The organism is Frigidibacter sp. MR17.14, assembly GCF_037095735.1.
Classification (GTDB): Bacteria; Pseudomonadota; Alphaproteobacteria; order Rhodobacterales; family Rhodobacteraceae; genus Frigidibacter.
In genome coordinates this window covers 336,692-354,883 of record NZ_JBAWKD010000003.1, presented here as the reverse complement: position 1 = coordinate 354,883, position 18,192 = coordinate 336,692, and the positions used below count along the sequence as shown (strand labels likewise).

The 18,192-nt window shown below is 70.4% G+C and carries 18 protein-coding genes and 1 pseudogene; 14 read left to right on the top strand and 5 right to left on the bottom strand.

Going from position 1 to position 18,192, the window contains the following annotated elements; genetic code table 11:
- The first annotated feature begins 35 nt into the window (after nucleotides 1–35).
- The 14 genes and pseudogenes from V8J36_RS10385 (at nucleotide 36) to V8J36_RS10320 (ending at nucleotide 12,664) form a co-directional block, all read left to right on the top strand.
- On the top strand, nucleotides 36–647 hold the full coding sequence (locus V8J36_RS10385) for a head-tail connector protein (protein ID WP_336467219.1): 612 nt from the start codon (nucleotides 36–38) through the stop codon (nucleotides 645–647).
- Nucleotides 647–988, top strand: coding sequence for a head-tail adaptor protein (locus tag V8J36_RS10380; RefSeq protein WP_336467218.1), 342 nt, complete (start codon nucleotides 647–649; stop codon nucleotides 986–988). The genes V8J36_RS10385 and V8J36_RS10380 overlap by 1 nt, the downstream gene beginning before the upstream one ends.
- The gene (locus tag V8J36_RS10375) at nucleotides 985–1,392 is read left to right on the top strand and encodes a DUF3168 domain-containing protein (protein ID WP_336467217.1); all 408 of its coding nucleotides are present in this window, start codon (nucleotides 985–987) and stop codon (nucleotides 1,390–1,392) included. The genes V8J36_RS10380 and V8J36_RS10375 overlap by 4 nt, the downstream gene beginning before the upstream one ends.
- Before the next feature lie 81 nt (nucleotides 1,393–1,473).
- A complete protein-coding gene (locus V8J36_RS10370; RefSeq protein ID WP_336467216.1) occupies nucleotides 1,474–1,884 on the top strand; it encodes a phage major tail protein, TP901-1 family in 411 nt (136 codons plus the stop codon).
- Between the two features lie 13 nt (nucleotides 1,885–1,897).
- A pseudogene (locus V8J36_RS10365) lies at nucleotides 1,898–2,221 on the top strand (gene transfer agent family protein); the annotation flags it as partial.
- Between the two features lie 103 nt (nucleotides 2,222–2,324).
- Nucleotides 2,325–2,558 (top strand): phage tail assembly chaperone, encoded by a 234-nt coding sequence (locus V8J36_RS10360; RefSeq protein ID WP_336467215.1) that lies wholly within the window; start codon nucleotides 2,325–2,327, stop codon nucleotides 2,556–2,558.
- Nucleotides 2,545–3,207, top strand: a complete 663-nt coding sequence (locus V8J36_RS10355; protein ID WP_336467214.1) for a phage tail tape measure protein — start codon at nucleotides 2,545–2,547, stop codon at nucleotides 3,205–3,207. Before V8J36_RS10360 ends, V8J36_RS10355 begins: the two co-directional genes overlap by 14 nt.
- A gap of 512 nt (nucleotides 3,208–3,719) precedes the next feature.
- The gene (locus tag V8J36_RS10350; RefSeq protein ID WP_336467213.1) at nucleotides 3,720–4,352 is read left to right on the top strand and encodes a DUF2460 domain-containing protein; all 633 of its coding nucleotides are present in this window, start codon (nucleotides 3,720–3,722) and stop codon (nucleotides 4,350–4,352) included.
- An 11-nt stretch (nucleotides 4,353–4,363) separates the two neighbouring features.
- Complete coding sequence (locus tag V8J36_RS10345; RefSeq protein WP_336467212.1) at nucleotides 4,364–5,233, top strand: DUF2163 domain-containing protein; 870 nt, start codon at nucleotides 4,364–4,366, stop codon at nucleotides 5,231–5,233.
- Between the two features lie 229 nt (nucleotides 5,234–5,462).
- Nucleotides 5,463–5,924: a peptidase gene (locus V8J36_RS10340; RefSeq protein ID WP_336467211.1), complete on the top strand. Its 462-nt coding sequence runs from the start codon at nucleotides 5,463–5,465 to the stop codon at nucleotides 5,922–5,924.
- Nucleotides 5,925–5,961: 37 nt separating this feature from the next.
- Nucleotides 5,962–9,921 (top strand): baseplate multidomain protein megatron, encoded by a 3,960-nt coding sequence (locus tag V8J36_RS10335; RefSeq protein ID WP_336467210.1) that lies wholly within the window; start codon nucleotides 5,962–5,964, stop codon nucleotides 9,919–9,921.
- Between the two features lie 174 nt (nucleotides 9,922–10,095).
- Nucleotides 10,096–10,803 carry a DUF2793 domain-containing protein gene (locus V8J36_RS10330; protein ID WP_336467209.1) on the top strand — a complete coding sequence of 236 codons (708 nt, stop codon included), beginning with the start codon at nucleotides 10,096–10,098 and terminating at the stop codon, nucleotides 10,801–10,803.
- Nucleotides 10,804–10,919: 116 nt separating this feature from the next.
- Nucleotides 10,920–11,729, top strand: a complete 810-nt coding sequence (gene cysE, locus V8J36_RS10325) for a serine O-acetyltransferase (protein WP_336467208.1) — start codon at nucleotides 10,920–10,922, stop codon at nucleotides 11,727–11,729.
- Nucleotides 11,730–11,800: 71 nt separating this feature from the next.
- Nucleotides 11,801–12,664 carry a hypothetical protein gene (locus tag V8J36_RS10320; RefSeq protein ID WP_336467207.1) on the top strand — a complete coding sequence of 288 codons (864 nt, stop codon included), beginning with the start codon at nucleotides 11,801–11,803 and terminating at the stop codon, nucleotides 12,662–12,664.
- Nucleotides 12,665–12,789: 125 nt separating this feature from the next.
- Here V8J36_RS10320 and V8J36_RS10315 read toward each other — a convergent pair whose 3' ends face one another.
- The 5 genes from V8J36_RS10315 to V8J36_RS10295 all read right to left on the bottom strand — a co-directional run bounded on the left by V8J36_RS10315 (nucleotide 12,790) and on the right by V8J36_RS10295 (nucleotide 18,063).
- Nucleotides 12,790–14,094, bottom strand: a complete 1,305-nt coding sequence (locus V8J36_RS10315) for a pyruvate dehydrogenase complex dihydrolipoamide acetyltransferase (protein ID WP_336467206.1) — start codon at nucleotides 14,092–14,094, stop codon at nucleotides 12,790–12,792.
- A 10-nt stretch (nucleotides 14,095–14,104) separates the two neighbouring features.
- Nucleotides 14,105–15,463 (bottom strand): pyruvate dehydrogenase complex E1 component subunit beta, encoded by a 1,359-nt coding sequence (locus tag V8J36_RS10310; protein ID WP_336467205.1) that lies wholly within the window; start codon nucleotides 15,461–15,463, stop codon nucleotides 14,105–14,107.
- A gap of 15 nt (nucleotides 15,464–15,478) precedes the next feature.
- Nucleotides 15,479–16,489 carry a pyruvate dehydrogenase (acetyl-transferring) E1 component subunit alpha gene (pdhA, locus tag V8J36_RS10305; RefSeq protein ID WP_336467204.1) on the bottom strand — a complete coding sequence of 337 codons (1,011 nt, stop codon included), beginning with the start codon at nucleotides 16,487–16,489 and terminating at the stop codon, nucleotides 15,479–15,481.
- Nucleotides 16,490–16,667: 178 nt separating this feature from the next.
- Complete coding sequence (locus V8J36_RS10300) at nucleotides 16,668–16,973, bottom strand: FtsB family cell division protein (protein WP_442902473.1); 306 nt, start codon at nucleotides 16,971–16,973, stop codon at nucleotides 16,668–16,670.
- A gap of 199 nt (nucleotides 16,974–17,172) precedes the next feature.
- Nucleotides 17,173–18,063, bottom strand: coding sequence for a fructose bisphosphate aldolase (locus V8J36_RS10295; protein WP_336467202.1), 891 nt, complete (start codon nucleotides 18,061–18,063; stop codon nucleotides 17,173–17,175).
- Between the last annotated feature and the right edge of the window lie 129 nt (nucleotides 18,064–18,192).

Genomic DNA, 18,192 nt, shown 5'->3' with positions numbered 1-18,192 from the left:
GCTGGGGCTTTTCCGAACGGCATGGGGGACAGGCGATGTTGCTGACCGAAACCACCACGGTCGCGGCCGAGGCGCTGCCGGTGGCCGCGTTCCGCGCGCATCTGCGGCTCGGGACCGGGCTTGCGGACGAGACGCTGCAGGACGGGCTTCTGGAAGCGCATCTGCGCGCGGCGCTGGCGGCGATCGAGGGGCGCACCGGCAAGGTGCTGCTGGCGCGCGATTTCCTGCTGCGCCTGACCGCCTGGCGGGGCGAGGGCGCCGAACAGGCGCTGCCGGTGGCGCCGGTGACCGCGGTGGCCTCTGTCACCGTGCTCGATGCCGGGGAGGAGGCGGTGGTGATCGATCCCTCGCGCTGGCGGCTGATCCGCGACCTGCACCGCCCGCGGCTGGCGGCGAAGGGCACGGGCTATCTGCCGGCGGTGCCCTGCGGCGGCGCGGTCGAGATCGCCTTCACCGCCGGTTTCGGGCCCGACTGGGCGGCGGTGCCGGCCGATCTGCAGCAGGCGGTGTTCCTGCTGGCCGCGCAATATCACGAGGCGCGCCACGAGGGCGGCTTTGCCGAAGGGGCCACGATGTCCTTCGGGGTGCAGGGGCTGATCGAGCGCTGGCGCACGGTCCGGCTTCTGGCCGGGCGGGAGGGCGCGTGATGGCGCGGGCGCCGCTTCTGAACCGGCCGCTGACGCTTGAAGAGGCGGTGCGGAGCAATGACAATTCCGGCGGCCAGCGACTGGCCTGGGTGGCGCTCGGCACGCTCTGGGCCGAGGTGGTGTCCGAGCGTGGCAGCGAGCGGGCGGGCGAGTTCGTGACGCTCTCGACCACCGGCTACCGGATCACGGTGCGCGGTGCGCCGCCCGGCGCCCCCTCGCGCCCGCGGGCCGACCAGCGCTTCCGCGAAGGCGCGCGGATCTTCCGGATCCTCGCGGTGACCGAGGCCGATGGGTTGGGCCGCTACCTGACCTGCTTTGCGCGCGAGGAGGTGCCGGCATGAGCCTTGGCGCATCTGCCGCGCTGCAGGCCGCGGTCTATCAGCATCTGGCCGCCGACCCGGCCCTTGCGGCGCTGGTCGGGACCCGGATCTTCGACGCCGTGCCGCCCGCGACGGTGACCGGCACCTATGTCTCGCTCGGCCCCGAGGACGTGCGCGAGGCCGCCGACCGCTCGGGCCCCGGCGCGCGCCACGATTTCACCGTCAGCGTCGTCACCGACGAGGCCGGATTCTCGCTGGCGAAGGAGGTTGCGGTGGCGATCTCGGACCGGCTCGACAATGCGGCGCTGGCGCTGGCGCGCGGCCGGTTGGTCAGCCTGTGGTTCCTGCAATCGCGCGCGCGCCGGGTCGAGACCGGCCAGGCCCGCCGCATCGACCTGACCTTCCGGGCCCGGATCGAGCTCTGATCGGTCTTTCGGCTTGGCAGAAATACTCCGGGGGTCCGGGGGCAGCGCCCCCGGCCTTCCTTTCCTCAGGGAGAGTGACAGATGGCAGTACAGAACGGGCGCGACCTTCTGGTGAAGCTCGACATCACGGGCGACGGCCAGTTCGAGACCTTCGCCGGCCTGCGCGCCACCCGGCTCGCCTTCAATGCCGAGACGGTCGAGGTGACCTCGCTCGACAGCGCGGGCTGGCGCGAGTTGCTGGCCGGGGCGGGGATCCGCTCGGCGCAGATCACCGGCTCGGGCGTGTTCCGCGACGCCGACACCGATGCCCGCGCGCGGCAGATCTTCTTCGAGGGGCTGATGCCCGCGGCGCAGGTGATCGTGCCCGATTTCGGGGTGATCGAGGGGCCGTTCCAGATCACCGCGATCGAATATGCGGGCAGCCACAACGGCGAGGCGACCTACGAGGTCGCGCTGGCCTCGGCGGGTGTGCTCAGCTTCGTGGCGCTCTGAGATGTCCGGTCCGATGGCCAATCCCCGGGCCAATCCCTGGGCCGGAGAGGTGGCGCTGACCGTGGACGGGCAGGACCTGCGCGCGAAGCTGACGCTGGGCGCGCTGGCCGAGCTGGAGGCCGCCTTGGGCGAGGACAGCCTGCCCGCGCTGGTCGCGAGGTTCGAGGGCAGCCGCTTCCGGGCCCGCGACGTGCTGATGCTGCTGGCCGCGGGGCTGCGCGCCTGCGGCTGGCCGGGCGATGCCGCGGATCTCGGCCGGGCCGAGATCGCGGGCGGCCCGATCGGGGCCGCGCGGGCGGCGGCGGCGCTGCTGACGCTGGCGTTCAGCGGGCCCGAGGGTGCCGCGTCGCCGCTTGCCGGGCCGGTCGGCGGCGCGGGCGGCGGCGGGGTGGCCCCGGGCGGCTCGGCCGCGGCGCAGCCGGCGGGGAGTGCCGGCGGCGATGGCTGAGCGGCTCGACTGGCCGGGAATGCTGGGGGCGGGTCTGGGACCGGTGGCGAGGGGCGGGCTCGGGCTCGACCCGGTGCGGTTCTGGGCGCTGAGCCCGGTGGAACTGGCACTGATGCTGGGGATCGCCCCGGGCCGCGGGCCGCTCGGGCGCGGCCGGCTCGAGGAACTGATGCGGGCCTGGCCCGACCGGACGAAGGCAGGGGGGGACGGCAATGGCGGATGTTGACGGGATCGATGGGTTCGGTCGGGGCTTTTCCGATCTGGAGCGCAGCCTTGCGGGGGCCGAGGCGATGACCGCAGCCTTCACCGCCGAGCTGGGGCGGATGCAGGAGAGCATGGTCTTCACCGGCCGCGAGGTGTCGCTGCTGTCGACTGGCATCGGGCGCGGGTTGCGCTCGGCCTTCGACGGGGTGGTCTTCGACGGGATGCGGCTGTCGGACGCGCTGGAGCGTGTCGCGCGGTCGATGAGCGCGAGCGTCTACGGCATCGCGATGCGCCCGGTGCAGAACGCGATGGGTGGCGCGCTGGCGCAGGGGATGAACGGGCTGATGTCCGGGCTGTTCCCGTTCGCCAAAGGTGGCGCGATCAGCCAGGGCCGGGTCATGGCCTTCGCCCGCGGCGGCGTGGTCGGCGGGCCCACGGCCTTCGGGATGCGGGGCGGGCTTGGCCTGATGGGCGAGGCGGGGCCGGAGGCGATCTTGCCGCTCGCGCGCGGCGCGGACGGGCGGCTGGGGGTGCGGGCCGGATCGGGCGGCGGCGGGGCGCGGGTGACGGTGAACGTCTCCACCCCCGATGTCGCGGGCTTCCAGCGCAGCCGGGCGCAGATCGCGGCGGGGCTTGCGCGGGTGATCGCGCGGGGCGAGCGCAACCAGTAGCGCCGTGCGCCTTTCAGGGCGCGGCGGGCAGCCGGGCGCGACCTTGTTCCGTGTCGGATGGCGCAGATGACGGCCCTTCGGGAGGCCCGGCGCGATTGGGCCGTGCGGCACGACGCGCGGGTGGGTGCGCTGCGCAGTGGGCTGCGGGGCAGGTCGAGACCGGCGTCGCCACGGGCGTCGCGGACGGTGCTGCCGGATTTTGCGACGCGGCGGGGAGTGCTGTGGGCCGCAGTGCGGGATGGCCGAGCCGGTGCGGGCCGGGAGGCAAGACGGGCGCTGCCCAGCGCGGCAGTGGCCCCTCAGCTGCGGGGCAACGCGTGGCTTAGGGGCGTGGCGGTCTCCGCACCAAGCCGTGGATCGCGCGAGGTGCGATGCGGGGCGGGACCGGGCGCGACGCGACGTTTGGCGATGCACGCGGCGGGCGGGGCCTTCGGGCGCGCCTGCCGCGGTGCGGGCGGGTTGGGGCTGCGCGGCGCCGAGGGCGGATGCGCGCGGAGCAGAGGGGACGAGAGATGGCGTTTCACGAGGTCCGCTTCGCGGTGGACGTGAGCTTCGGTGCGCTCGGCGGGCCGGAACGGCGGGTCGAGATCGTCGAGCTGGCCAATGGCTATGAAGAGCGCAACACGCCCTGGGCCGCGTCGCGCCGGCGCTATGACGCGGGGATGGGGCTGCGCTCGCTCGATGATCTCGAGCGGCTGATCGCCTTCTTCGAGGCGCGGCGCGGGCAGCTGCATGCGTTTCGCTGGCGCGACTGGGCGGACTGGCGCTCGGCCCCGGCGTCGCAGGCGATCTCGGCCTTCGATCAGGGGATCGGGATCGGCGACGGGGTCACCGTCAGCTTCCAGCTGGTCAAGCATTACGTCTCTGGCACGCAGAGCGAGACGCGGGTGATCGCGAAGCCGGTGGCGGGCACGGTGCTGGCGGCGGTGCACGGGGTGCCGGTCGCGGGCGAAGACGCGCTGAGCGTCGATGCGACGACCGGCGTCGTGACCTTCGCGGTGCCGCCGGCGCCGGGGTCCGAGGTGACGGCCGGGTTCGAGTTCGACGTGCCGGTGCGCTTCGACACCGACCGGCTGCAGGTCTCGGTCGCGACCTTCGAGGCGGGCGAGGTGCCGGCGGTGCCGCTGGTCGAGGTCAGGCTGTAAGGGGGCCGGGGATGTCACGGACGGATCTTCTGGCGCGGCTGGGCGGCGGGGCCACCACGGTCTGCCGCTGCTGGCGGCTGGTGCGCCGCGACGGGCGTGCCTATGGCTTCACCGACCACGACCGCGACCTGAGCTTCGAGGGCGTGACCTTCAAGGCGGGGACCGGGATCTCGGCCCGGATGCTGTTGCAGACAACGGGGCTGGGCGTCGACAACACCGAGGCCGCGGGGGCGCTGAGCGCCGCAGGCCTGACCGAGGCCGAGATCGCGGCGGGCCGTTTCGACGGCGCCGAGGTCACGGCCTGGCTGGTCGACTGGTCGGCGCCCGAGGCGCGGATGGTCGAGTTCCGCGGCAGTTTCGGCGATCTGGTGCGCGGTGCGGGCGGCTTCACGGCCGAGCTGCGCGGCCTGTCGGCGCCGCTGAACGAGGCGCAGGGGCGGGCCTATCTGGCGCGCTGCGGCGCGGTGGTGGGCGACAGCCGCTGCCGGGTGGATCTGGCGGCGGCCACCTTCGGGATCGAGGTCGCGCTGGAGCTGGTCGAGGGTGACACGCTGCTGTGGTTCGCCCCGGGGGGCGCGATCGACGGTTTCGCGGACCGCTGGTTCGAGAAGGGCCGGGTCAGCGTCCTCGACGGGGCGGCGGCCGGGCTTTGGGGGGCGGTCAAGGCGGACCGGCTGTCGGGGACCGGGCGCGAGGTCGAGCTGTGGCAGGGGCTGCGGGCGCCGTTGGCGGCGGGGGACCGGGTGCGGATCACCGCCGGCTGCGACAAGCTGGCGGAGACCTGCCGCGGGAAGTTCGGCAACCTGCTGAACTTTCGCGGCTTCCCGACGATCCCGGGCGAGGACTGGCTGACGGTCGCGCCGTCGAAGTCCCGGCGCTGAGGTTTTTGCGCATGGCACGCGGGCGCGGTGCCTCGGGCGCGCGTGGGGCGGTCGGGTGAGGCACGGCTTTGCCATGCGGCGGATCTCCCGGTCGGGTCGCAATCCTGTCGGGCCGGTCCGGTCGGCAGGTGGCGGCGGGTTCGTGGCGGTCGCCGCGGGGCGGATCGCGCGGTCCGGCTCTGGTGGTCTGCGCCGTCGGGCGGATGCATATCGGCGGGTGGAGGGGCGGATGACGGGGATCGCGGGGCCGGAGATGGTGGCGCTGGCGCGGGGCTGGATCGGCACGCCCTATCGGCACCAGGGATCGGTGCGGGGGGCGGGGGCGGATTGCCTCGGCCTTCTGCGCGGGGTCTGGCGCGAGGCCTTCGGGGCCGAGCCCGAGCCGGTGCCGGCCTATGGGCCGGACTGGTCCGAGCCCGGGCGCGAAGAGCGGCTGTGGGCGGCGGCGCGGCGGCATCTGCGCGAGGTCCCGGCCTGGCGCGCGCCCGCGCCGGGCGAGGTGCTGCTGTTCCGGATGCGCGAGGGCTCGGTCGCCAAGCATCTGGGGATCCGGGCGCGGCTGGCGGCGGAGCCGGCGGGCGCCTCGTTCATTCATGCCTACAGCGGGCGCGGGGTTTGCGAAAGCGCGCTGACCTCGCCCTGGGCGCGCCGGGTGGTGGCGCGGTTCGATTTTCCCGAGGGGCTTGTCTGAGCGCCTTGGCTCTTCCTGATCTGGCTTGGGGGCCCTGATGGCGACGATCCTGTTTGCAGCGGCCGGTGCCTCAATCGGTGCGGGGTTCGGGGGCACGGTGCTGGGCCTGTCCGGCGCGGTCATCGGGCGCGCGGTGGGCGCGACCATCGGCCAGCTGATCGACCAGCGGGTGATGGGTGGCGGCTCGAACGCGGTCGAGACCGGCCGCATCGACCGCTTCCGGCTGACCGGCGCCAGCGAGGGCGCGCCGGTGACGCGGGTCTGGGGGCGGATGCGGGTCGGTGGGCAGGTGATCTGGGCCTCGGAGTTCCGCGAGCGGTCCGAGACCGAGACGACCTCCTCGGGCGGCAAGGGCGGCGGCGGCAGCCAGAGCTCGAGCGTGACCACCTACAGCTATTCGGTGAGCCTGGCCTTGGCGCTGTGCGAGGGCGAGATCCGCGGGGTCGAGCGGGTCTGGGCCGATGGCGCGCCGCTGAAGTGGTCGGACGTGTCGATGCGGGTCTATCGCGGGGACGAGGGGCAGTTGCCCGATCCGGCGGTGGAGGCGGGGATGGGCGCCGGGCGGGCCCCGGCCTATCGCGGCACGGCCTATGTGGTCTTCGAGGATCTGGACCTTGGACCCTTCGGCAACCGGGTGCCGCAGTTTTCCTTCGAGGTGGTGCGGGCGGCGGCCGATCCGGCGATCGAGGTGCCGGACATGGCCGGAACCGTGCGCGGCGTGGCGCTGATCCCCGGCACCGGAGAGTATTCGCTGGCCACGAGCCCGGTGCGCTATGACTTCGGCGAGGGCGAGGCGGTGACTGCCAACCAGCACAGCCCGCTCGCGCGGACCGATTTCCTGGCCTCGCTGGCGACGCTCGAGGTCGAGCTGCCGCGGGTCGAGACCGTGCTGCTGGTGGTGTGCTGGTTCGGCTCGGACCTGCGTTGCGGGCTGTGCGAGGTGCGCCCGAAGGTCGAGCAGGGCGAGACCGACGGCGCGGGGCGGCCCTGGCGGTCGGGCGGGATCGGGCGGGGCGATGCGCAGGAGATCCTGCGGATCGACGGGCGACCGGTCTATGGCGGCACGCCCTCGGACGGGTCGGTGATCGAGGCGATCCGGGCGCTGCGGGCGGCGGGCAAGCGGGTGGTGTTCTATCCGTTCCTGCTGATGGAGATCCTCGACGGGAACGGCCAGCCCGATCCCTGGAGCGACGCGGGCGATCAGCCACCCTTGCCCTGGCGGGGGCGGATCACGCTGTCGAAGGCGCCGGGGCGGCCGGGCAGCCCGGATCAAACCGCGGCGGCAGAGGCGCAGGTGGCGGCGTTCTTCGGCGCGGCCTCGGCCGGGGATTTCGTGGTGGCGGGCGGGGATGACGCCTGGTCCGATGCGATTTCCTATGCGGGGCCCGAAGAATGGTCCTATCGCCGCTTCGTGCTGCATTGCGCGCATCTCTGCGCGCGCGCGGGGGGCGTCGATGCCTTCTGCGTGGGCTCCGAATTCCGCGGGCTGACCGAGATCCGGGGCGCGGGCGGCGCCTTCCCGGCGGTGGCGCAGCTGCGCGCGCTGACCGGGCAGGTGCGGGCGGTGCTGGGGGCGGGCGCGAAGCTTGGCTATGCGGCCGACTGGTCGGAATATGCGGGCTATGCGCCGGGCAATGGCGACCGGTTCTTCCAGCTCGATGCGCTCTGGGCCGATCCCGAGATCGACTTCGTCGGCATCGACAACTACCTGCCGGCGGCGGACTGGCGCGACGGGGTCACGCATCTGGATGCCGAATGGGGCCGGGTGCATGATCTGGGCTACCTGCAGGCCAATATCGGCGGCGGCGAGTTCTACGACTGGTATTACGCCAGCGAGGCGGACCGCGCGGCGCAGGTCCGCACGCCGATCACCGATGCGGGCCATGACGAGCCCTGGGTCTGGCGGCAGAAGGACATCCGCGGCTGGTGGGAGAACCGCCATTACGAGCGGGTCGGCGGGGTGCGCAGCGAAGAGGCGACGACCTGGCTGGCCGGCATGAAGCCGATCTGGTTCACCGAATACGGCTGCGCGGCGATCGACAAGGGGGCGAACCAGCCCAACAAGTTCCTCGATCCGCGGTCGGTGGAATCGGCCTTGCCGTATTTTTCGGACGGGCGGCGCGACGATCTGATGCTGCACCAGTACCTTCGCGCGACCGCGACCTACTGGGGCAAGGCGGAGAACAACCCGGTCTCGCCCATCTATGGCGGGCCGATGGTCGATATGGGCAACGCCCATGTCTGGGCCTGGGACGCGCGGCCCTGGCCCGAGTTTCCGGCGCGGATGGACCTGTGGTCGGATGGCGGCAACTGGGCGCATGGCCACTGGCTGAACGGGCGCGCGGCGGCGCAGCCGGTCGAGAATGTCGTGGCCGAGATCGCGGGCCGCGCGGGGCAGCGGGCGCTGAACGTCGATCATCTGGCGGGGCTGGTGCGGGGGTATTCGATGTCGGATGCCGGCACCGCGCGCTCGGCCCTGCAGCCGCTGATGGTGGCGCTGGGGTTCGATGCCTATGAGCGAGAGGGCGAGCTTGTGTTCGTCAGCCGGGGTGGCGGGCCGCTGGCGGGCATGATCGACGAGGGCGCGGTGGCGCGGGTCGCGCCGGATCGCCCGGTGGTCGAGCGCACCCGCGCCGCCGAGGCGCAGTATGTGGGCCGGGTGCGGCTGAGCTATGTCGCAGCCGAGGGCGGGTTCGAGCTGCGCGCGGTCGAGGCGGTGCTGCCCGACGAGGAAGCCGGGGCGGCGGTCGCGGCGACTGAATATCCGCTGGCCCTGCTGGGCGCCGAGGCGCAGGCCGCGGTCGAGCGCTGGCTGGCCGAGGCCCGGGTGGCGCGCGACGGGGTCAAGTTCGCGCTGCCGCCTTCGGACAGCGGGATCGGGGCCGGAGATCTGGTCGCCCTGAGCCCGAGCGGTGCGCCGCCCGAGATCTACCGCATCGACCGGGTTGAGATCGGTGCCGCGCGCGAGATCGAAGCGGTTCGGGTCGAGCCGGGGGTCTATGTCGCCTCGGAAGAGGCAGAGCCGGTGGTGGACCCGGTGCCCTTCGGCGCGCCGCTGCCGGTCTTTGCGCTGTTCCTCGATCTGCCGATGCTGGCCGAGGGCGACAGCGCCTTTGCGCCGCGGATCGCGGTGTCGGCCCGTCCCTGGCCGGGGAGTGCGGCGCTGTTCTCGGCCCCGGCGGACGAGGGCTATGCGCTGAACACCGAGGTCCGGCTGCGGGCAAGGATCGGGGCCACGGAAAGCGTGCTGGCACCGGCGATGCCGGAGGTCTGGGACCGGGGGCCTGCGCTTCTGGTCCGGCTGTGGTCCGGCGCGGTCGCCTCGGCCGAGGAGGGAGCGGTGCTGAACGGCGCCAATCTCTTCGCGATCGGGTCGGGGGATCCGGGCGGCTGGGAGGTCTTCCAGACGGCGAGGGCCGAGCTGGTGGGACCGGGGCTTTACGCGCTGTCGATGCGGCTGCGCGGGCGGTTCGGGACCGGGGCAGAAATGGCGGGCGACTGGCCGGTGGGCAGCCGGGTGGTGGTGCTGGGCACCGATGCCGAGGTGCCGCAGATCCGGCTGGCCGAGGCCGAGGTCGGGCTGGAGCGGCATTACCGCGTGGGCCCGGGCGGCGTGCCCTATGATGACGAGAGCTTCACCCATCTGGTCGAGAGCTTCCGGGGGCAGGGCCAGCGCCCGCTGGCGCCGGCGCATCTGGACTGGGTTGCGGAGCCGGGCGGGGGCGGGCGGATCGGCTGGATCCGGCAGAGCCGGGTGAACGGCGAAAGCTGGGAGGTGGCCGAGGTGCCCCTGGGCGAGGCGCGCGAGCGCTACCGCTTGCGGATCGTCGTGGGCGGCGTGGTGCGGCGCGAGGTCGAGCTGGCGGCACCGGGCTTCGACTATTCCGCGACGGCGCGGGCGGCGGACGGCGCGGGCGCGGGCTTCACGGTGAGTGTGGCGCAGTTGTCGGACGCCTGGGGCGCGGGGACCGAGGCGGAGCTTCAGGTCTTCGACTGAGCCCTGCGGTGAGGGATCTTGGTCCGGTGGGGACCGGGTCGCGCAGGGGCCGCAAGGGCGGGGCGCGCGCTTCGACGGGGGCGGTGCGGTCGCGGCCAAGGCAAGCGGTGAAGGATCAGGCCCACGCCGGACCCCGGGCGTGGCGAGACGGCGTTTCATCCAAGGAGAGAGCTGATGGCCGAGTCCGGACAGCTTGGTCTGCCGCTGCTGGCGGCGGCGCAGGCGCAGAAGCATGTGACGGTGAACGAGGCGCTGGTGCGGCTCGACGGGCTGGTGCCGATGGTGCTGGTCTCGCGCGCGGCGAGTGCGCCGCCGGTCACGCCCGAGGAGGGCGCGGTCTGGGCGGTGCCCGCGGGGGCCGGCGGCGACTGGGCCGGGCAGGACTGGATGCTGGCGATCCGCAGCAATGGCGGCTGGATCTTCGTCGCGCCGCGGGTCGGCTGGCGCGCCTTCATTCTGGACGAGGGGCTGGCGGCGATCCATGACGGCACCGACTGGGTGGCGGGCGCGCTGTCGCTGGGCCTGACCGGGGCCGCGACGCTGACCCGGGTGATCGAGGTGGTGCATGCCGTCTCGGCCGGGACGAGTTCCTCGCCCGGGTTCCTGATCCCGGCCGGGGCGGTGGTGCTGGGCATCACCGCGCGCGTCACCGCGGCGATCACCGGCGCGCTCAGCGGCTGGCGGTTGGGCAATCCGGGGGCCGACGATCGCTATGGTTCGGGGCTGGGGATCGGGCTGGGCAGCTGGGCGCGCGGCGTCTTGGGCCAGCCGATGGCCTTCTATGCGCCGACGCAGGTCATTCTGACCGCCGAGGGCGGCAGCTTCGCCGGCGGCGAGGTGGCGCTGGCGGTGCATGTGATCGAGCTTGGCCTGCCGCGCTGAGGCGCCGGGGGCGCGGGGAACCGCCGGGACCCGGTCATCACGGAATGTCATACCTCTTCCGGAGTGACCTTGGAGACCTATCTGCTATGATGGGTGCGAATTTCGGAGGGCCGGACATGGCAGAAACCAGAGCGAAGCTGGCGCAGATCGACCCGGTCTGGGACCGGATCTGCGACGAGGCGCGTGAGGCCGTGCGCGTGGAACCGCTGCTGGGCGGGCTGATCCATTCGGGCCTGCTGCATCATCCGACGATGGAACGGGCGCTGGCCTATCGATTCTCGCTCAAGCTGGCCTCGGGCGAAATGAGCGAGCAGATCCTGCGCGAGATCGCCGACGAGGCGCTGGCGCAGGACCCCGAGATCGGGCAGGCGGCGCGGGCCGACCTGACGGCGGTCTATGACCGCGACCCGGCCTGCCACCGCTATTTGCAGCCGATCCTGTTCTTCAAGGGCTATCAGGCAGTGCAGGCCTATCGGATCGGTCACTGGCTCTGGCAGCAGGGCCGGATCGACATGGCTTATTTCGTGCAGATGCGCGTGTCCGAGGTCTTCGGGGTCGACATCCACCCCAATGCCCGGATCGGGCGCGGGATCATGATCGACCATGCGCATTCGATCGTCATCGGCGAGACGGCGGTGGTGGGCGACAATGTCTCGATGCTGCATTCGGTGACGCTGGGCGGCACCGGCAAGGAGGATGGCGACCGTCATCCGAAGATCGGCGATGGGGTGCTGATCGGCGCAGGCGCGAAGGTTCTGGGCAATATCCATGTCGGCCATTGCTCGCGCATCGCGGCCGGGTCGGTGGTGCTGACCGATGTGCCGCCCTGCACCACCATGGCCGGCGTTCCGGCACGGGTGGTGGGCGAGGCCGGATGCTCGCAACCTTCGATCAGCATGGATCACCGGCTGGCCGCACAGGCGTGAGCGGCACCCGAGATTGACGGCGGGCGGCCCGGGCGTTAGCCCGGGGCCGACGCCACCATTGCGGACATCTCATGGATTCCAAAACCCTGCTGGCACGGATCTTCGGGCGCATGTTCGTGCGGACGCTCGTGCCCGGTGCCCGACCCAAGATCGTCTGGCTCGTGCCGTTCGTCAGCCGCGCCAACAGCCGGGACTGGGAGCGGGCCTGTGCTGTGCTGGCCGAGACGCTCGCCTCGGTGAAGGCAGTGGAGTATGACAACTGGGCGCTGGTGCTGTGTTCGCAGGATCGACCGGCTTGCTTCCCGGATGGCGATCCGCGGTTTCATTTCCTGCCTGCGCCGCAACTGAATCTGGCGAAGGGGATTTCCGACCATCGCCACAAGATCAAGATGATGACGGATTACGCGGCGCAGACCTTCCGCGAATTCGTCTATCTCTCGCATCTGGATGCAGACGACCTGCTGCACCCCGACCTGCCCGGCTTCATCGCGCGCGACGGGAATGGATGTGGCTATATCGTCGAGAAGGGCTTCATGGCCGATGCGCGGTCAGGCGATCTGGCGCCGATGGGCGAACCCGGGGACAAGCCGTTCTGGAAGGATTGCGGATCCTGCGCTTATCTCGCGGTCGATTTCGCGAAGGAGCGGCTTGCGCCTTTGCATCTGCGACTGATCGGGAAGGGGCACAAGACCTATGTCGAGCGTGCCGCGGCGCTGGGGCGACCGCTGGACCCGGTGCCGTTTCCGGCGATGATCTATGTCGTGAACCACGGTGAGAACATTCAGGACCGCAAGGGCAATTCGAAGCTGATGTATCTGGATCGCAGGCGGATGACCGATCCGGCGCTGATCAAGGCGGCGCTTGACGCCTTCGGGCTGCGGTTGCTTGCCGAGCCGGGGCTGGCCGGCCTTCTTCAGGTGCGCCGCGAGGGCTGACGGCTGCGGAGGGGGCTCTGCCCCGCGGTCTGCGACCGCCCCCCGGGATATTTTCGCCAATGCGAAATCGCCAAAAGAAAGGGCCGCGGAGATCCGCGGCCCTTCGGTCTTGTTGGCGCAAGCGCTCAGGCGAGCATCGCGACCGGGTTTTCGAGGTTCTCGACGATCGCGGTCAGCAGCTCGGCGCCGAGCGCGCCGTCGATCACCCGGTGGTCGACCGAGAGCGTCATCGACATGACAGTGGCCACGCCGATCTCGCCGGTTTCGGTGACGACCGGCTTCTTGACGCCCGCGCCGACGGCGAGGATCGCGCCGTGCGGCGGGTTGATCACCGCGTCGAAGTTGTCGATGCCGAACATGCCGAGATTCGAGATCGCGAAGCTGCCGCCCTGGTACTCATGCGGCGCGAGCTTGCGGTCGCGGGCACGCTTGGCCAGGTCCTTCATCTCGGCCGAGAGGGCCGAGAGCGACTTCATCTCGGCGTCCTTGAGGACCGGCGTGAAGAGCCCGCCTTCGATCGCGACCGCGACGGCCACGTCCGACGGCTTCAGTTTCAGGACCCGGTCGCCAGCCCAGACCGCATTGGCGGTCGGGACCGACTGCAGCGCCATGGCGCAGGCCTTGATGATGAAGTCGTTGACCGAGAGCTTCACGCCGCGGCCCTCCAGCTTCTTGTTCAGCTCGCCCCGGAACTTCATCAGCGCGTCGAGCTTCACGTCGCGGCGCAGGTAGAAATGCGGGATGGTCTGCTTGGCCTCGGTCAGGCGCGCGGCGATGGTCTTGCGCATGCCGTCGAGCGGGATCTCCTCGTAAGGACGCCCTTCGTACATCTTCTTGACCATGTCGGCGCCCATGCCAGTGGGCATGGAAGCCTTCGGCGCCTCGGCCTTGGCTGCGGGGGCAGCGGCAGCGGCCGGGGCAGCCGCGGCGGCGGCGCCGGGCTTGGCGTTCTCGACATCGGCCTTGACGATCCGGCCATGCGGTCCCGAGCCGGTGATCGCCGAGAGGTCGATCCCCTTGTCGGCCGCGATCCGGCGGGCCAGCGGCGAGGCGAAGACGCGTCCGCCCTTGGCGGCCGGTGCCGGAGCGGCAGCGGTCGGGGCAGGGGCTGCGGCTTCGGCCTTGGGGGCCTCTGCCTTCGGAGCCTCGGCCTTCGGCGCGGCGGCGCCGGCGGCTGGAACCTCTTCGCCCTCTTCGACGAGGATCGCGATGGCTTCGTTGACCTTCACGCCGGCGGTGCCTTCGGCGATCAGGATCTTGCCGAGGACGCCTTCGTCCACCGCCTCGAACTCCATCGTCGCCTTGTCGGTCTCGATCTCGGCGAGGATGTCGCCGGATTTGACCGTGTCGCCCTCTTTCTTCAGCCAGCGAGCAAGCGTCCCTTCCTCCATGGTCGGGGACAGTGCGGGCATCAGGATTTCAGTGGCCATGACGCCCTCCTTACCGGTAGGTGACTTTTTTCACCGCCTCGACGACTTCGTCCGAGGTGATGAGCGCGAGTTTCTCGAGGTTCGCCGCATAGGGCATCGGCACGTCCTTGCCGGTGCAGTTCAGGACCGGCGCATCGAGGTAATCGAAGGCGTTGGTCATGATGTAGGCCGAGAGGTGGTTGCCGATCGAGCAGACCGGGAAGCCTTCCTCGACGGTCACGCAGCGGTTGGTCTTCATCACCGAGCGCAGGATCGTGTCGTAGTCGATCGGGCGCAGGGTGCGCAGGTCGATGACCTCGGCCGAGATGCCAAGCTCGGCCAGCTTGTCGGCGGCTTCCAGCGTGTGGACCATGCCGATGCCGAACGAGATCAGCGTCACGTCGGTGCCTTCGCGCCAGATCTTGGCCTTGCCGAAGGGGATCGTGAAGTCATCGAGGACCGGCACCTCGAACGAGCGCCCGTAGAGGATCTCGTTCTCGAGGAAGATCACCGGGTTCGGATCGCGGATCGCCTGTTTCAGCAGGCCCTTGGCGTCAGCGGCCGAATAGGGCTGCACGACCTTGAGGCCGGGGATCTGCGCGTACCAGGCGGCGTAGTCCTGGCTGTGCTGCGCGCCCACGCGGGCGGCGGCGCCGTTCGGACCGCGGAACACCATCGGCGCACCCATCTGGCCGCCCGACATGTAGAGCGTCTTCGCAGCCGAGTTGATGATGTGGTCGATCGCCTGCATGGCGAAGTTGAAGGTCATGAACTCGACGATCGGCTTCAGGCCGCCGAAGGCCGCGCCGACGCCGATGCCGGCGAAGCCGTGCTCGGTGATCGGCGTGTCGATGACGCGCTTCGGGCCGAACTCGTCCAGCAGGCCCTGGCTGATCTTGTAGGCGCCCTGGTACTCGCCGACTTCCTCGCCCATGAGGAAGACGCTCTCGTCGCCGCGCATCTCTTCGGCCATGGCCTCGCGCAGGGCTTCCCGCACGGTCATGGTCTTCATCGCGGTGCCTTCCGGCCAGTCCGGCGTGGTGTCGGCGGGCTTGACCGCGACCGGCGCGGCCTCGGCCGGGGCCTTCGCGGCGGCGGGAGCCGGGGCGGCTTCGGCCTTCGGCGCCGGGGCGGCCGAGGCGTCTTCACCTTCTTCGACCAGCATCGCGATCGGCGTGTTCACCTTCACGCCGGCGGTGCCTTCGGCGATCAGGATCTTGCCGAGGATGCCTTCATCCACGGCCTCGAATTCCATCGTCGCCTTGTCGGTCTCGATCTCGGCCAGGATCTGGCCGGACTTGACCTCGTCACCCTCTTTCACCAGCCACTTGGCCAGCGTGCCTTCCTCCATCGTCGGGGAAAGCGCGGGCATCAGAATTTCGGTAGCCATTCGTAGATCTCCCCCTCAGGCGTCCTGCGGCGCCACGTCGGCGTAGATGTCGGTCCAGAGCTCGGACAGCGCCGGCTCGGGGCTTTCCTTGGCGAACTCCGCCGAGTCGTTGACGATCGCCTTGATCTCCTTGTCGATCGCCTTGAGGTCGTCATCGGTGGCATGGCCGCCGGTCAGCAGCAGTTCGCGCACATGCTCGATCGCGTCGCGCTCGTCGCGCATCTTCTGCACTTCCTCGCGCGAGCGGTACTTGGCCGGGTCGGACATCGAGTGGCCACGGTAGCGGTAGGTCATCACCTCGAGGATGTAGGGGCCCTTGCCGGCGCGGCAGTGCTCGACCGCGCGCACGCCTGCTTCCTTGACCTTCAGCACGTCCATGCCGTCGACCGCTTCGCCCTTGATGCCATAGGCCGCGCCGCGCTCCCAGAGCGAGGGCGACTTAGTCGAGCGTTTCACGCTCGTTCCCATGGCATACTGGTTGTTCTCGATCACGAAGATCACCGGCAGGTCCCAGAGCTGGGCCATGTTGTAGGTCTCGTAGACCTGGCCCTGGTTCGCGGCGCCGTCGCCGAAATAGGCGAAGGTCACGCGGCCGTTGCCGAGGTACTTGTCCGCGAAGGCGAGACCCGCGCCGAGCGGCACCTGCGCCCCAACGATCCCGTGGCCGCCGTAGAAGTGGCGCTCCTTCGAGAACATGTGCATCGAGCCGCCCTTGCCCTTCGAATAGCCGCCTTCGCGGCCCGTGAGCTCGGCCATCACGCCGCGGGCTTCCATGCCGCAGGCCAGCATGTGGCCGTGGTCACGGTAGGAGGTGACGCGCTTGTCGCCTTCCTCGGCTGCGGCCTCGAGGCCGACCACAACGGCTTCTTGGCCGATGTACAGGTGGCAGAAGCCGCCGATCAGGCCCATGCCATAAAGCTGGCCGGCCTTTTCCTCGAAGCGGCGGATCAGAAGCATGTCCCGGTAATAGCCGAGAAGCTCGTCCTTCGAGACATTCGGCAGTTCGGGTGCCTTGCGCGTGGCCATAGGCGTCCTCCCTCTACGTGAGCAGATAGTTCAACGTTAAACGATCCATAGCGCATCGGTGAAACAAGGGCCAGAGCCGATTGCGCCAAGAGATCGCGATGCGCGGGGAGGTGCGCGCGGCGTCAGCGTAGCATGTAGAGGAATTGCGTAAAGGCCGCTGGCGGTGACGCGCAGGGGATCAGCGGATGACGATCTCGTCGTGGCGCAGGTAGCCCAGCATCACGCGGGCCTGCTCGTCCAGCAGGTCGAGGTCGAGGTAGTCGTCCGACAGGCGCCGGGTCAGGTTCTCCATCCCGGCCACCTCGGCGGCGAGCTGGTCGCGCTGCGCAGACAGCGCCTTGGCCTCGGCATTCAGCTGCACGCGGCGGAAGACGCCGAAGTCGCCCTGGACGGCGGCGAAGGTGAAATAGGCGCCCAGCACTAAGGCCAGCGCGAAGAAGAACATCGCGCCCAGCGGGGGTCTGTTTCTGGATCTGCCCATCATCGCCTCGTGTCGCCGCCTCTTGGATGGGCGGTCTTCGCGCAAGGATAGCATGAAGCGCCCGCGCGGCAATTCGAAATCCCCCAGATCTCGCGGCTCTCGGCGGTGTGGCGACGACCTGTGGCAGGATCGGCGCAATCGGGCCCGAAATGCAGAAGGCCGGGCGCGGGGCCCGGCCTTCCTTGAAAACGGCTGTAGCCGATCAGCCGGCGACCGAGGCCGCGTGGATGCTGTCGACGGTCTTGCCCAGCACCACGTCGAAATCGGCATCGGGCTGGCCGGCCGACAGGCCTTCGGTCAGCGCGCGCGAGAAGCTGGCGATCATGCCGGTGTTCTGGGCGAGCTTGGCGTTCGCCTCGTCGCGCGAATAGCCGCCCGACAGCGCCACGACCTTCATCACCTTCGGATGGTCGACCAGCGGCTTGTACTGGTTCGGCTTGGTCGGCAGCGACAGCTTGAGCATCACCGGGGTCTCGGCCGGGATGTCGTCGAGCGCCTTCAGGATCTCGGCCAGAAGGATGTCCTCGGCCTCGGCCTTGTCGGCGATCGAGATCGTCACCTCGGGCTCGATGATCGGCACCAGCCCGTGCGACAGGACCTGCTTGCCGATCTCGAACTGCTGCGCCACGACCTTGGCGATGCCCGCCGGGTTCGCGGCGTTGATGACCGAGCGTTCCTTGGTGCCGAAGATGCCGCCCTTGGCCGCGCGCGCCAGCAGCGTGTCCAGCGTCGGGTTCGCCTTCATCAGCTGCACGCCGTCGGCCTCGGCCTCAAGCCCCTTGTCAATCTTCAGGAACGGCACCACGCCGCGCTTTTCCCAAAGATAGGTGGCGGTCGGCATGCCGTCGATCTGGCGGTCCATGGTCTGCTCGAAGAGGATCGCCCCCACAACCTTGTCGCCCGAGAAGGCCGGCGACTTGATGATGCGCGAGCGCATCGCGTGGATCAGGTCGAACATCTCGTCTTCCGAGCCGTAGGCGTCCTCGTTGACCCCGTAGAGCTTCAGGGCCTTCGGCGTCGAGCCGCCCGACTGGTCGAGCGCGGCGATGAAGCCCGCGCCTTTGCGCATCTGTTCGGCCTGCTTGGCGTTCATGTGTGGTCCATCCTGAAAAGATCTGTTCTGCGGATGACGGCCCGACTTCGGGCGTCTTCCCCCGCGACAGGGTATAAGCCTAGAATTTGCATGTGCAATTCTGGTGACGCTAACAAATGAGGAACGGGC